We start from the raw sequence: 13,527 nt of genomic DNA, 5'->3' as shown, positions 1-13,527 counted from the left end.
AGTTCAGACATGTCCCCCCCTATATGACGGAAGGCGCCATGGGTAATGACAGAAGTGTGGTCGCCTATGCCCCCGCCTCCAGCGCCAACCTGAGCGTGGGATTCGATGTACTGGGGGCGGCGCTCGCCCCCGTGGATGGCTCTCTGCTGGGCGATCGGGTGCAGGTGAAAGCGGCTGACGTAGCGTTTGCCCTCTCTTCTGTGGGCCGTTACGCCCACAAGTTGCCGGCTGACCCGAAAAAGAACATCCTCCATGACTGCTGGCTCGCCTATGGCGAGGCACTGGAGAAGCGCGGCTTTGGTCTCAAGCCGCTCGAGATGGTGCTGGAGAAGAACCTGCCGGTGGGCTCGGGTCTGGGTTCCAGCGCCTGCAGCGTGGTGGCGGCACTGGAAGGCCTCAACGCCTTTCACGGCGCCCCCCTCAATGAACACGACCTGCTGCTGCTGATGGGGGAGATGGAAGGCAAAATCTCCGGCTCCGTTCATTACGACAACGTCGCCCCCTGCTATCTGGGCGGCATGCAGCTGGTGCTGGAAGAGCATGGCGTCATCAGCCAGGGTATCCCGGTGTTTGAGCAGTGGTATTGGGTGGTCTGCTACCCGGGCACAGTCGTCTCCACCGCTGCCGCCCGCGCCATTTTACCGGCCCAGTATCGCCGCCAGGATTGCCTCACCTATGGCCGCCGGCTGGCCGCCTTCGTGCACGCCAGCTACACCGGGCAGGAGGGGCTGGCGGCGAGTGTACTCAAAGACGTGATTGCCGAGCCCTACCGTGCGGCGCTCATTGAAGGCTTTGCCGAGGTGCGGGCCCAGGCCGCCCAGAACGGGGCGCTGGCCACCGGCATCTCGGGCTCCGGCCCCAGCGTGTTCGTGGTGATGAAGGATCTGGCCCAGGCCGAGCGGATGAAAGATTGGATGGATGCACATTTCGTGCAGAACGAAGATGGATTTGCCCGGGTTTGCAAACTCGACATGGCCGGGGCACGGGTAACAGGAAGCGAGCTATGAATCTTTACAATATCAAGGACAAGAGTGAACAGGTGAGCTTCGCCCAGGCGGTGCGTCAGGGTCTGGGCCGCGAACAGGGTCTGTTCTTCCCCGAGCGGCTCGAGCCGCTGGCCGATGTGGATGCCCTGCTGGAGCTGCCGCTGGTGGAGCGCTCCGCCCGCATCCTCAGCCACCTGCTGGGGGACGAAGTGCCCGCGCCCAAGGTACACGAACTGGTCAAGGCCGCCTTCACCTTCCCGGCGCCGCTGGTGAAGCTCAAGGATGGCACCTATGCCCTCGAGCTGTTCCACGGCCCGACCCTGGCGTTCAAGGATTTCGGCGGCCGCTTTATGGCCCAGTGTTTGGCTGCGTTCCGTACCAATGACAAGATCACTATCCTCACCGCCACCTCCGGCGACACCGGCGCCGCCGTGGCTCACGCCTTCTATGGGCTGGAGGGGATCGAGGTGGTGATCCTCTACCCGAAGGGCAAGATAAGCCCGCTGCAGGAGGCGCTGTTCTGCACCCTGGGGGGCAACATCCGCACCATCGCCATCGACGGCGACTTCGATGCCTGCCAGGCGCTGGTGAAGCAGTCCTTCGATGACGAAGAGCTGAAAAAGGCGATTGGCCTGAACTCCGCCAACTCCATCAACATCAGTCGCTTGCTGGCCCAGGTTTGCTACTACTTCGAGGCGCTGGCCCAGCTGCCGAAAGTCGATCGCGCCAAGGCGGTCATCAGCGTGCCGTCCGGCAACTTTGGCAACCTCACCGCAGGCCTTATCGCCAAGGCGCTGGGGCTGCCGGTGAAGCGCTTTATCGCCGCCACCAACGCCAACGATACCGTGCCGCGTTACCTGAAAACCGGCCAGTGGGATCCACACCAGACAGTGGCAACCCTGTCGAACGCCATGGATGTGAGCCGCCCCAACAACTGGCCTAGGGTCGAAGAGCTGTGCCGTCGCAACGGCTGGGCGCTGGAGACCCTGGGGTCTGGCATGCGCAGTGATGCCGAAACCCGCGCAGCCCTCAAACGCCTGCATGAGCTGGATTACCTGTGCGAACCCCACGGGGCGATTGCCTGGGATCTGCTGGGCGAACAGCTGGCTGAGGACGAAGTGGGGGTGTTCCTCTGCACCGCTCATCCGGCCAAGTTCAAGGAGTCGGTGGACGAGATCCTGGGACTGGACGTGCCGCTGCCCGGTCCGCTCGCCAAGCACGCCGTGCTGCCGCTCTTGTCCCATAACCTGCCGGCGGAGTTTGCCCCGTTAAGGGCCTTCCTGCTCGGTTAAGTTGACTGCCAATCCCCCGACCTCGGGGGATTTTTCTATCCGTTGCTTTTTATCCGTGACAGGGCGGGCAGGCCGCCCCATAAGGAGTGAAGATGAGTCAGCATCCCCTTCGAATCCTCATTGAAACCTGCGACGCCGCCATCTCCCGGCGCGATTTCGACGCCCTGATGGCCTTCTACGCCGAGGACGCCGCCCTGGTGGTCAAGCCCGGCATGGTGGTGCGCGGCATTCCCGCCATCCGCCGTGCCTTCACTGCCATCTCGGATTACTTTCAGGGGCAGCTCAAGGTGGAGCAGGGGGTCATGGAGGTGATTGAGGGGGCCGACAATGCCCTGGTGATCATGGAGACCCGGCTCAATTACCGGGATGGTCAGGGGGGCCTGACTGATGAAACCCGCCGCGCCACCTATGTGTTTCGCAAAGAAGCCGATGGGCAGTGGCGCTGCACCATAGACAACTCCTATGGCACTGCGCTGCTGGCAGCGGTGGGCCCCGCGCCTTCTGCCTGAACGCTCTCAAGGGCTATCCCAGAGTGGGTGCTGCTACAAGCCCCCGAATGGCAGGCAATCAATAAACTGCTGATATAGAAATACTTGTTAGACATTGCTGTCGTGCGGCACCGATTTGATGCAGGTTTTCCCCGCCATCATTGCAGCGTGCAGAAGAATAAAAAACATGGGAAAAATCCGGTAATGGAGAGTCCCTTGACCAGCCGGTCGGTGGCTGTTAATCAGGGTGCTGCATGAAGCCATCATGGACGAACAAGGCCGAAACTCCTTTCCGGGGGCGCGGCCGATGGCTGGATAATAACGAATCAGGGAGCAAACCATCATGTGGCCGTACCGAAAAGTCGTAACGCAATCCCTCAAAACCCCTTTGGTCATCGCCAGGGTGCTGGTTTATATCGCACTGTTACTCTTGCTGCCGCTACCCTTGATCATCTTTTCGGGTTCCCTGGTCGGCGGCGCAATTTTTGTTCCTTACGCTGTCTCTGTGCTGCCTGTCAGCATAGGGCTGATCATCATCTCCGGTTTTATGGCCATCCTGATCGCCAGGGTGGAGGCGCTCAAGAATCGCTGATAGCGAGCACCGGCGCAGACAGTGACTCGCCAAACAGGATAAACAGGAAACAAAAATCCCCCGAGTGCGGGGGATTTTTATTGCTTCGATAGCGTGCAGCTTAATTGGCTTTGCCAATCACCTGAGGGCTCGCTTCGCAGAAGTCGTAACCGTCGCAGTACTGCACCTGATAGACATACTCCTTGCCGGGGATCAGAGGATTCTGGTCGCCATTGATGTCGATATAGCGGTCGTCGTTGATGCCAAGTTTGGCCAGTTCGACAAACTTCTGATCTTGCGGCTTGTCGAGTTTCTCGGCGCGGGAGATGCGGGTGTATTTAAGCTGACGGGTCGTGATGGCGCTGTTGTCGGCATTGCTCCAGGCGAGCTGGACTTCGCTGACCAGATCATTGCTGGCCTTGATCCCGGCAGGCTGGTTGAATCTTGGGTACTGCACCTTGATGGTGGAGCTGGCGATGCGCAGTCTAAGGCTGGTCAATGAGTCGAAGGAGGCAATGTTGTTGCCGCACAGCGAGAGATATTTCGGCATCGCCTTGTCATATTTCGGCTGATCCTGCCCGTCGTAGAAATGCATCGAGAGCTGGGTATTGCCGCTGGAGTAAGAGGTCGCCCGCTCGATGTTCTTGCGCTGGGACAACATGAAGTTATCGGGTGAGCTGCTGGCCCCGACGGAGAGGGTCATAAAGGTATAAGAGTCGCTGGTGGAGGGCTGATAGAGATTATTGGTGCCCCGCAGGGCGTAGCTGCGATATTTCGGGTCCGAATACATGTAGGAGTAGAGATCCATGGTGCCGGCAGAGGCACCTCCCTCCGCATTGACGCCGGTGTCATTGAAGTTGTGCCCGAACAGCAGGGTGGCGCCTTGCGGGGTATTGAGGCGATACATCTGGCAGCCATCGATGATCTGCTGGTATGTCAGTGTGGCGAAGTGGTGGGCAACAGTCTGCTCGGCCATGGCGGGTGCAGTCAGCATGGTCAGAGCGGCGAAGAAAGCGCGTTTCATATAATCGAATCCCGAATGAAAAAAGAGCGCACATTCTAGATCATGTCATCCATCAATCATGCTCCATATGGGTATTGAACTATCTCTCTAGAGGTGGTTTTCGTACGAGCCTTTATGGCAGCCGGTATTGGCCGACAACAGGATCTGATCCAGATGATGTGTGTTGACCTGCCCGCATACGTCGGGTTAGCCTCTTGGCTCCTTTGATATATGAGTACTTCCTCCGATGCGCATTTAACCTGTCCGCACCCCGCTTTTGATTCCTCTCCCGCCCGGGAGATCGGGTGCGTCTTACCGTGACAGGTTGATGCTGACTCCTCTTTATTTTCCAATCCGTGGACACGTGTCCCTGTCATTTGGCTATGGCTCTTGGTCTGTTGCTCCAGCATCGGCCCAAAGGAGTTCAGATGACCCATATTGCATGTTATATCAAACAGTTGCAGCTTCCCTTCGGTGGTTGCGCTCAGCCCCTTACCTTTTCTCTACCCACTGCGGGTGCAACCCTGCTTGGTCGCAATGGCATCGGCAAGAGCCTGCTGCTCGAACTACTGGCGGGCCAGCGCCGTCCGGTCGCAGGCAAGATTGAGTGGCACAGGCCCATCGGCTGGTTGTCCCAGTTTGTACCAGAAGGGGAGCGCAGCGTGGGCGACTTTATCGGTTGGGGAGAGCCGCTACGAGCCCTTGAGCGGATTGAGCAGGGCAGCACGGATGAGCGTGATTTCGATCTGCTGGCGGAGCGCTGGTCCTTGCGCAGTGATCTTGCCGCCCTGTTGGCTCAGGCCGGTTTGGCGCTGGATGCTCACCAGCCGCTCGATCGGTTAAGCGGGGGCCAGCTTTGCCGCTTGCGCTTGTTGGCCCTGTTCGCTAATCCGGATCACTTTCTGTTGCTCGATGAGCCGGACAACCACCTGGATGCCAGTGGCATCGCGTGGCTGAGCCAGCGATTGGCCAGCCACAGTGGTGGCTATCTGCTGGTAAGCCACGACCGGCGGCTGCTCAATCAGGCCAGCCAGATCCTGGAGCTGGGCGAGCAGGGGCTGCAGAGTGCCAGCCTCTTGTTTGAGGCATTTCTGGCGCAGCAGGCCGAGTTGCAGGCTGCCCGCAGCGCCCGGCTGGCGCAGGCGGAGCGCCGTGAAAAGGCGGCGGCGCGCAGCGTGCAAAAGGTGCGCGAACAGGCGGCCAGACGAGCCAGCCAGGGGCGGCGCGAGCGCGGCTCCCAGGCCAAGATCCTGCTCGATTTCAAAGCAGAGCAGGCGGGCAAATCCCTTGGCAAGGTGCTGGAACGCCACCAGCGGGGCCACAGTGTCCAGCTGGCGGCGCGCGCCGAGGCGGCGGCCGCGCTGGCGGCGGTGCAGCCGCTTCACATGCAGTGGCCGGCAGAGAGCGATCGCAAGGGGGCGGCCCAGCCGCTGGTGATCACGGATGCCTGTCACCCGCGTTGGTATGGTCAGCCAGTCACGCTGGTACTGCAACGGGGTGAACGCTGCCGGCTAAGTGGTTGCAACGGCAGCGGCAAATCGAGTCTGCTGCAGATGCTGCGCGGGGAGCTGGCGCCCGATTTCGGCACTTTTCGTATCAATGGCCGGATGGCCTGCCTTGATCAGGGGCTCAGCCTGATTGCGCGAGACGTCAGTCCGTTGGCCAACCTGCTGGCAGCGGCGCCGACACTCTCCGAGAGTGACGCTAGAACCCGGTTGGCGGGTATCGCACTGCGTGGCGATCGCGCCTTACTGCCCTGTCATGGTCTGAGCGGTGGCGAGCGGCTAAAACTGGGTTTGTTGATGGTATTGGCGCAACAGCCTGACCTGTTGTTGCTCGATGAACCGGACAACCATCTGGATCATGCCTCGCGTCAGCTGCTCACACAGGTACTGGCCGATTACCCGGGCACTCTGCTGTTGGTCTCCCACGATCCCGACTTTGTTGCGGGTGTGGGGATTGAGTGGGAGTATTGGTTGGAGGGGCAGGGGAGCTAACCTGCGAACCAGCAACGGCGCGTCAAGGAGGTGGATGTCCTAGATTTGCTGTTCCAGACTGTGGCAACCCTGTCGAATGCCATGGATGTCAGCCGTCCCAACAACTGGCCGCGGGTAGAGGAGCTCTGCCGCCGCAAGGGCTGGGCGCTGGAGACCCTGGGTTCTGGCATGCGTGACGATGCCCAGACCCGCGCTGCGCTGAAACGGCTGCACCAGCTGGATTACCTCTGCGAGCCCCACGGGGCCATTGCCTGGGATCTGCTGGGGGAACAGCTGGCCGAGGATGAAGTGGGGGGGGTCCTGTGCACCGCCCATCCCGCCAAGTTCAAGGAGTCGGTGGACGAGATCCTGCATCTGGATGTGCCGCTGCCCGGCCCGCTGGCCAAACATGCCGACCTGCCGCTGCTCTCCGTTAATTTGCCAGCGGAGTTTGCCCGGTTAAGGGCGTTTTTGGTGGGGTAAGCTGCTGAGCTGAGATAACCGATAGAAATAAAAAATCCCCCAGTGACGGGGGATTTTTTTATTTTATGCACAGGGAAAGGTGCTTAAGCATTGGCTGCTGTTTGTTCAGGTGTTGGCTGACCATCTGAGTCCTTTGCTGTTAGTCTCTCACGGTGATGATTTTGTTACGGGGTGGGAAACTGGAGCATGTACCAGATATTACCCAGACTGTTTACATTATTTATTTGTGGTTTTGCCGTGAGCCCACATTTCTGATTATAAAAATAGCCAGCCGTGTAATGACTGGCTCAGAGAGATGGCGTTGAGTCTAGATTTTTTTGCGTAAAAAACAAGATTCAAACCTGTGTAAGGTGATAACTAGAGCTGTACAAATTGGTTAGGAAGGACTGCTGATACCAAATTCACAGGATAGTTACTACTACCTTTTTCTATTGAAGAGATCCAAGCTTCCCCAAGAGCGCCTGCCACCGTTGATTCTTTTATTTTTGAAAATTCATCTGCATATTCAATGGCTTTTTTAATATCGGTTTTTTTTCCTATATGATAGAGACATGCGGAGTAAATACGTTGGAGCATGATCATTAGGGTGTGCCCTCTACCAACTCTTCTTGCTGTATTGATATCGACGTTGTTAATTGACATGGAATTCTTTTTGAATTCTGCTTTGAATTCATTGCATATAATGCTGGTGTCGTCCTTATTCCAGTTGTCAATATCTAATATTAGTTTGTTATTATCAGTTATCGTAAAGTCCTTCCAAGAAATAACTCCCATTGGGTAGGAGGATTTTCCTATGTTTTTGGCTGAGACTGAAATGGCTGATGATATCTTAAGTGCAGAAGAAAAAATTTCAGAAAATAGATCTGATGCATGAGTTTTGAACTCGCACGCTGTAATAAACCTATATGCTTTCAGCATAATAGACTCTTGAAAGAAATAGTTTTCAAGTGAGTGGCCTATAGTCCAGCTTAGGTTCCCCTCAGACTCATGTTCATTCATTTCATCAAGAATTGAGGGAATGAATTGAAACTTATGATATTCTCTATCACGTAGAATGTAAAAATTTCGGTGTGTGCTAATATAGTCACACAAAGAGTGTATCTTGTCTAACTTTGCACGATTATTCTTACCCGTCTCAGCAGAGTCAGCTCTGATTGATTCTGCTGTGTCTATTTTTATTTTGTTATTTTTGCTAAAAAACATCAACAAATTACAAACATGATTTTTATCATCCTTTCCCTCGACTAAAATTCTTGTTTTTGCACTCATCTTGATGCTTAATAGATATTGATTGATGTCGTACTTAACCTCCATTAAAAACGTTCCTCTTCATCACACATTAAGTCAGAGTCATCGTCTGACGTATCTCTGAAGATTGGCGTGACTTCTTTCATATATTCCTCAAATCCAGCAGCAATTGCAGGGGAGTGAGTACAAACAATAATCTGTCGATTCCCTAGTTGTTCAAGCATTCTTTCAAGTAAATCTTCTTGCCAATCTATATGAAGGGATATTTCTGGCTCATCAATAAGTACCATGGCATTTTTTCGCATTCTATTTAAAGAATATAACATAGTAAGAAGTTGCCGCTCTCCGGATGACATGACCTTGATACTGCTCCATGAATCATCAGGGAATTTTAATCCAACCTTTGGAACCCGTCTGTTTGTATCTAAGGCATAAGATAGCTCTTTGTTATCAAGAAATGAATTTACAACATCAAAGAAATTATCGACTTCACTAAAAGCTTCTTGTTGAAAATTTCTTCTTTCTTTTAATGCATCTCTATAAACTGCAAGTGCGCCAGATGCACTGATGGTTAATTCTTCATTTTGAGAGCTATTCTTGACTAACTGCTGTAATTCCTTATAGGTTTTGGAGTTTTCCTCAAAGTCGCCCATTTTGCTTGTGTTGGAGTCTGTCGTTAATTGTGATATTTCTTCTAGAATACCCTCTGTACTTATATCAATACTACTACCATTAAGCAATGCGGAAAAAACCTTAACAAATGAGTCTGAAAAAATTGAGCTTTCATATCTTGCAATTCTTATCTGACAGTCACGTATTTGATCTCTTAGACTTTGCTCAATCTCCAGTGGTGAGGGATAGTTGATCGTAGGAAGAAATAGACCAAATAAATTCCTTGAAAACATTGTTGCTTGTCTAATGGTTTCTTCGTTACTGCGGGCTCGATTTACCCTTGATGATACAGGATGTGAAGTATTGAGATCTCGTTGAGATGACCATGCTTCAAGCATCGTTCTAAACGCAGGGAAATATGATGTTTCAATGATAGTTAAGCCATTCTTTTTTATGAATTCATTGATCTTATATGTAAGCTGTGGTGTCCAGTTAAATCTCTCGTCTTCGGACTCTCTGATAGTTTCTATTGCATCTCTTTGGCTAAATGAGAACACTTTTCCAGCAGGAGATTTTATTGTTATTTTTTTATCTCCTGCATCGGCCTTTTGAATTATTTGTATAGTTTTTTTGTTAGAGTATGTAACGGATATTCTTTTGAAATCTATAAAGGCAAAGCGTAGAAAGTCACAGTTAGCAACATTCGCTATTATGTGTATTAGTGTTGACTTGCCTGTTCCATTTTGACCGTACAAAATGTTTAAGCCATCATTGAAATCTATTTCTAAGTTATATCTCTTATGTATTCCTTCAAGTTTAACTTTAGATATGTGAATGTATTCTACATTAGGGTTCTCTTTTATTATTGACATACATATTCCATTTTTTTAATGAAGTGTAATTTTCTATAACCATAGGCATGAATAAATATGCAATTAGGGTGGTGCATGAAATCTATGCTACCGCCCCTGGATTACAGCTTCCAATATGCTCCATTAACCAGCGAGGGCAGTAACCCATCACAGTTCAATAGGCACCGGATGGCTATGATAGGCCAATCGAATCTGGTCGTGCCAGTCAAAAAATGACGTAACTATCAGAAAAATCGCCTTTTTTGCGCTGGCTCAACAAATCGCCCTGACCGGGCACTGGATTCCCATGGCCCTTGGTTTTATTGGGGTTGGCGAGTGTGACGGGGAAGAGAGGGATGGCTTGCTGTTGAGGAAGGACTGGCTGGGGGACAATCCCTCTCCGGTAATCGGCGCTATAGTGCGGGCGATGGTTGACCTGTGCTCTGTCTCCCAGCTGGCGAGGCGGGGGATCTGCGGCAACAATCAGCTGTTGCAATCACAGCCATTTGCAACACATCGTCATGCAAATATGACCATGCAAACACATCACCAGATAGAGAGGAGATCTCCCATGAAGCGTACCATCCTGTTCGGCCTGCTCTGCGGCAGCGTACTGCTGGCCAATCCGGTCTTTGCCAACGACGCAGCCCAGTTACAGTGCGAGGCGCAGGCCGCGGCCAAAAAGCTTAACGGCGCCGCCAAAACCAGCTTTGTCGGCAAGTGCGTGAAAGATGCCGCTGGCGCCGCGACCGGCGAGTGCGAGAAGGCGGCCGCCGACAAGAAGCTGGCCGGTGCGGCCAAGAACAGCTTTATCCAGAAGTGCGTGAAGACGGGGGCGGCGATGGATCCGGCGGCCAAGTGCGAGAAGGCGGCGGCCGACAAGAAGCTGGCTGGCGCGGCCAAGAACAGCTTTGTCCAGAAGTGCGTGAAGGATAGCGCCGCCAAGTAAGGCATTTTCTCATCCGGTGTGTTTGCGGGGGGCCATCAGGCCCCCCGCGCTTTTTGGGGTGCAGGGGCGTTATCGCTAAGCGGGTGACGGGGCGCTTGCCGCAAGGGCAGAGCTGATTAAGAGCAAACAAGCGGCGGCGACGGGGGCTCGTGGGGCGGCCCTAGAGAAGTTGCCGGAACTGGGATCTCGATCGGGGCAACAGGACTTTTGTCCTGCAAGGGGCGAGGGAGCGGGGGCTAGGATGCCCTCATCCACACGAGTCAAACTTGGAGCACAACAATAATGACCGCTCATATCAATGCCAACCCGGGCGATTTCGCCGAGACCGTCATCATGCCGGGGGATCCGCTGCGGGCCCGCTATATCGCCGAGACCTTTCTGACCGATGCGCGCGAGGTGACCAATGTGCGCAATATGCTGGGCTACACCGGCTACTACAACGGCCAGCGTATCTCGGTGATGGGCCACGGCATGGGGATCCCCTCCATGGTGCTCTACGCCCACGAGCTGGTGAACGACTTCGGGGTCAAGCGGATCATCCGCATCGGCAGTCTGGGGGCGACCCAGCGCCACGTGCAGATGCGTGACGTCATTCTGGCGCAGGCGGCGGGCACCGACTCCCCGACCAACGCCAAGCGCAGCGCCGGTTACCAGATGGCCACCTCGGCCGACTTCGCCCTGCTGCACAAGGCGTTTACCAAGGCGCAGGAGAAGGCGATTCCGGTCAAGGTGGGCAATATCTTCACCGGCGACCTCTATTACGATCCGGACGAAAACCTCATTCCGGCGTTGGAGAAGTTTGGCGTGCTCGGCATCGACATGGAGGTGGCCGGTCTCTACGGGCTGGCCCATCAGCAGGGGATCGAGGCGCTCGCCATCCTGACTGTCTCCGACCACTGCCTGACCGGTGAAGAGACCACTGCCGAAGAGCGGCAACTCTCCTTCAACCAGATGATCGAGCTGGCGCTGCACACCGCGCTGTAAGCGCCGCGGCCCCGCCCAACCCTGCACGCACCCTGACCCCAAGAGAGATCCAATATGAACAATAAGCTCTCCCTCACTGCCATCAGCTTCCTGGCCAACTTCGTGATGGCTGGTTTTGCGACCCAGTTCGGCATGCTGATCGACCCCATCGCCGCCAAGTTTGGCGCCGACGTCAATCAGGTGGCCTCCATCTTCTCCCTGCTCAACGGCGGGGCGCTGGCGGGCACCATTGCCGCCTTCTTCCTCATCGAGAAGGTGGGGCTCAAGCGGATGACGTTGATCTGCTACGGCCTGATCGCGCTGGCGGCGGCTTCGCTCCATCTGACCGGCTCGCTCTATGTGGTGATGGCGGCCATGACGGTGATTGGCCTGTGCGGCGGGGTGGGGCTCTGCATTGCAGGGACCCTGGTGGTGAGCGTCTGGCAGGCGCGGATGCAGAGCACCATGCTGGTGGTGCAGGATGCCACCTTCAACGTGGCCGGGGTGGTCTTTCCGCTTATCACTACCTACACCCTGACTCACGCCATGGCGTGGAGCTGGAGCTATCTGGCGGTGGGTGTGGTGGCGCTGGCGACCATGCTGGTGGCGGTGCTGACCAACTTCCGCAGTTGCGAGGCGGGCGGCGAGAGCGCCGGCAACGAGCACTCGGAGTGGAACCTCGGCATCATCAGCGGCGGGCTGGGGCTTTTTCTAGGCATGCTGGCGCTCTACACCTTCCTCACCTGGGCGCCCATGTTCGTGAAGAACAAGTTCGGCATCCCCTTCGAGGAGGCGGGCAACATCATCACCCAATACTGGACGGCGGCCCTGCTTGGCGCGCTGGTCTCGACCGCCATCGTGACCCGCGTTGCGATCCGCACCTTCCTCTTGGTGATCATCACCCTGGCGATGGGGATGACGGCGCTTATCGTCACCACCGACAACCTGAGCCAGCTGCCTTATCTCACCTATGGTTACGGCTTTGTCTGCGCCGCGCTCTACAACGCCTTTATCGCCTACGGGGTGTCGTTTGTGCGGCAGGCATCGAGCAAGAACGTCTCCTACATCCTCATCAGCGGCAGTGCGGGGGCCATGTTCAGCCCGGCCATCAGCGCCCTGCTGGAGCAGGTGATCGGTCTGCAGGCGGTGATGTACGCCATCCCGCTTATCTACGGCGTGATCCTCGCCATGCTGGTGGCCTCGCTGCGGATGGCACGCCCTCAGCCATGTCTGGCCTGAGCGGGGAGTAAACAGCAATAGGGGCGGTATCGACCGCCCCTCTTTTTTGTCTTTAACCGGCAACTGATACCCGCGACTTATGGCTGCTCCAGAAAGGCCTTGAGCCCCGCCAGATCGCGGATCTGCAACCCCTCCTCACCGCGTTCCACCAATCCTTTATCCATCAGCTCTTTCACCGCCCGCCGGTAGACCCTGTCCGTGGTGCCGAAGCGTTCCGCCTCCTGATACCCCTTGCGAAAGCCGCTCACCGGGTTGTCGTGGCAGTGGCTGTGATAGAGGTCGAGGGCGATGTTGTAGCTGATGGGGTAGAGCATCCGGCAGGTGAAGATATCCACCGTGTCCTGATAGTCGATGGCAATGGCGGTGGCAAAGAAGAGCGCCACCTTGGGGTGGGCGACCAGCGCCTGCTCCAGCTGCTCGCCATCAATGCGGGCCACTTCCAGCGGCTCCTCGGCGATGATATCGAGCTGGCAGCGGTAGCCGGTGAAGAACTCCATCTCGCCAAAGAGCTGGTTGTCGCACTCCAGCGTGCCGAGCTGAAAGCGGCGGCCATTCATGGCGGTGTGGCCCATGGCGATGCGGCCATTCGGCACCAGCACCAGATCCCGCAATAGCTCCCCCTGACGCATCAGGGGCTCCCCCTCGGGGATCAGGCGCCGCTCCGTGATGCAGGAGATGACCACCTGTTCGATGAGATCATGGCTGGCCTGCCAGTGGGGCTGAAAGCGCCCCTTGAGAAGGGGTTTGAGTTGCATGGGGTTCCGGGTTGTCGCCAAACACAAACGGCTATTACACACCCTGCCGCTGGCAGACTCCAGCCCCAAGAGATGGCGGGCCGGCGTGAGCATGCGAGGGTGTGAAGGGGA

At 55.7% G+C, this 13,527-nt stretch carries 12 protein-coding genes and 1 pseudogene; 9 read left to right on the top strand and 4 right to left on the bottom strand.

Annotated elements, in window-relative coordinates:
- Positions 1-38: 38 nt before the first annotated feature.
- The 4 genes from thrB to ACPDZI_RS14880 all read left to right on the top strand — a co-directional run bounded on the left by thrB (position 39) and on the right by ACPDZI_RS14880 (position 3,358).
- Positions 39-1,007: a homoserine kinase gene (gene thrB / locus ACPDZI_RS14895; protein WP_438833392.1), complete on the top strand. Its 969-nt coding sequence runs from the start codon at positions 39-41 to the stop codon at positions 1,005-1,007.
- A complete protein-coding gene (thrC, locus tag ACPDZI_RS14890) occupies positions 1,004-2,278 on the top strand; it encodes a threonine synthase (RefSeq protein ID WP_408798374.1) in 1,275 nt (424 codons plus the stop codon). Before thrB ends, thrC begins: the two co-directional genes overlap by 4 nt.
- A 92-nt stretch (positions 2,279-2,370) precedes the next feature.
- Entirely contained in the window at positions 2,371-2,787 is a 417-nt protein-coding gene (locus ACPDZI_RS14885) for a YybH family protein (protein WP_438833391.1), read from the top strand.
- A gap of 322 nt (positions 2,788-3,109) precedes the next feature.
- Entirely contained in the window at positions 3,110-3,358 is a 249-nt protein-coding gene (locus tag ACPDZI_RS14880; protein ID WP_101150212.1) for a hypothetical protein, read from the top strand.
- Positions 3,359-3,458: 100 nt separating this feature from the next.
- On the opposite strand, the gene ACPDZI_RS14875 is transcribed toward ACPDZI_RS14880, so the two are convergent.
- Complete coding sequence (locus tag ACPDZI_RS14875) at positions 3,459-4,361, bottom strand: hypothetical protein (protein WP_438833390.1); 903 nt, start codon at positions 4,359-4,361, stop codon at positions 3,459-3,461.
- A gap of 407 nt (positions 4,362-4,768) precedes the next feature.
- On the opposite strand from ACPDZI_RS14875, the gene ACPDZI_RS14870 reads away from it, so the two are divergent.
- Entirely contained in the window at positions 4,769-6,337 is a 1,569-nt protein-coding gene (locus tag ACPDZI_RS14870; RefSeq protein WP_438833389.1) for an ATP-binding cassette domain-containing protein, read from the top strand.
- A 54-nt stretch (positions 6,338-6,391) separates the two neighbouring features.
- Positions 6,392-6,799, top strand: a pseudogene (locus tag ACPDZI_RS14865) (threonine synthase); the annotation flags it as partial.
- Between the two features lie 357 nt (positions 6,800-7,156).
- On the opposite strand, the gene ACPDZI_RS14860 reads toward ACPDZI_RS14865, so the two are convergent.
- Positions 7,157-8,113, bottom strand: a complete 957-nt coding sequence (locus ACPDZI_RS14860) for a hypothetical protein (protein WP_438833388.1) — start codon at positions 8,111-8,113, stop codon at positions 7,157-7,159.
- Complete coding sequence (locus ACPDZI_RS14855; RefSeq protein ID WP_438833387.1) at positions 8,113-9,531, bottom strand: AAA family ATPase; 1,419 nt, start codon at positions 9,529-9,531, stop codon at positions 8,113-8,115. The genes ACPDZI_RS14860 and ACPDZI_RS14855 overlap by 1 nt, the downstream gene beginning before the upstream one ends.
- Before the next feature lie 550 nt (positions 9,532-10,081).
- On the opposite strand from ACPDZI_RS14855, the gene ACPDZI_RS14850 reads away from it, so the two are divergent.
- The 3 genes from ACPDZI_RS14850 to tsgA all read left to right on the top strand — a co-directional run bounded on the left by ACPDZI_RS14850 (position 10,082) and on the right by tsgA (position 12,661).
- Complete coding sequence (locus tag ACPDZI_RS14850; protein WP_181363641.1) at positions 10,082-10,459, top strand: hypothetical protein; 378 nt, start codon at positions 10,082-10,084, stop codon at positions 10,457-10,459.
- Between the two features lie 282 nt (positions 10,460-10,741).
- The gene (gene deoD / locus ACPDZI_RS14845; protein ID WP_005303072.1) at positions 10,742-11,443 is read left to right on the top strand and encodes a purine-nucleoside phosphorylase; all 702 of its coding nucleotides are present in this window, start codon (positions 10,742-10,744) and stop codon (positions 11,441-11,443) included.
- Positions 11,444-11,497: 54 nt separating this feature from the next.
- Complete coding sequence (gene tsgA, locus ACPDZI_RS14840; protein ID WP_069527484.1) at positions 11,498-12,661, top strand: MFS transporter TsgA; 1,164 nt, start codon at positions 11,498-11,500, stop codon at positions 12,659-12,661.
- A 77-nt stretch (positions 12,662-12,738) separates the two neighbouring features.
- On the opposite strand, the gene ACPDZI_RS14835 is transcribed toward tsgA, so the two are convergent.
- Entirely contained in the window at positions 12,739-13,416 is a 678-nt protein-coding gene (locus ACPDZI_RS14835) for a Crp/Fnr family transcriptional regulator (RefSeq protein WP_139474240.1), read from the bottom strand.
- Between the last annotated feature and the right edge of the window lie 111 nt (positions 13,417-13,527).

This window comes from Aeromonas oralensis (assembly GCF_049665575.1).
Classification (GTDB): Bacteria; Pseudomonadota; Gammaproteobacteria; order Enterobacterales; family Aeromonadaceae; genus Aeromonas; species Aeromonas hydrophila.
This window is presented reverse-complemented; position numbering and strand designations above follow the sequence as displayed.

Bases quoted from the DNA above. Each gene is read 5' to 3' on its own strand.
- thrB (WP_438833392.1), top strand. From the start codon at position 39: ATGGGTAATGACAGAAGTGTGGTCGCCTATGCCCCCGCCTCCAGCGCC.
- thrC (WP_408798374.1), top strand. From the start codon at position 1,004: ATGAATCTTTACAATATCAAGGACAAGAGTGAACAGGTGAGCTTCGCC.
- ACPDZI_RS14885 (WP_438833391.1), top strand. From the start codon at position 2,371: ATGAGTCAGCATCCCCTTCGAATCCTCATTGAAACCTGCGACGCCGCC.
- ACPDZI_RS14880 (WP_101150212.1), top strand. From the start codon at position 3,110: ATGTGGCCGTACCGAAAAGTCGTAACGCAATCCCTCAAAACCCCTTTG.
- ACPDZI_RS14875 (WP_438833390.1), bottom strand. From the start codon at position 4,361: ATGAAACGCGCTTTCTTCGCCGCTCTGACCATGCTGACTGCACCCGCC.
- ACPDZI_RS14870 (WP_438833389.1), top strand. From the start codon at position 4,769: ATGACCCATATTGCATGTTATATCAAACAGTTGCAGCTTCCCTTCGGT.
- ACPDZI_RS14860 (WP_438833388.1), bottom strand. From the start codon at position 8,113: ATGGAGGTTAAGTACGACATCAATCAATATCTATTAAGCATCAAGATG.
- ACPDZI_RS14855 (WP_438833387.1), bottom strand. From the start codon at position 9,531: ATGTCAATAATAAAAGAGAACCCTAATGTAGAATACATTCACATATCT.
- ACPDZI_RS14850 (WP_181363641.1), top strand. From the start codon at position 10,082: ATGAAGCGTACCATCCTGTTCGGCCTGCTCTGCGGCAGCGTACTGCTG.
- deoD (WP_005303072.1), top strand. From the start codon at position 10,742: ATGACCGCTCATATCAATGCCAACCCGGGCGATTTCGCCGAGACCGTC.
- tsgA (WP_069527484.1), top strand. From the start codon at position 11,498: ATGAACAATAAGCTCTCCCTCACTGCCATCAGCTTCCTGGCCAACTTC.
- ACPDZI_RS14835 (WP_139474240.1), bottom strand. From the start codon at position 13,416: ATGCAACTCAAACCCCTTCTCAAGGGGCGCTTTCAGCCCCACTGGCAG.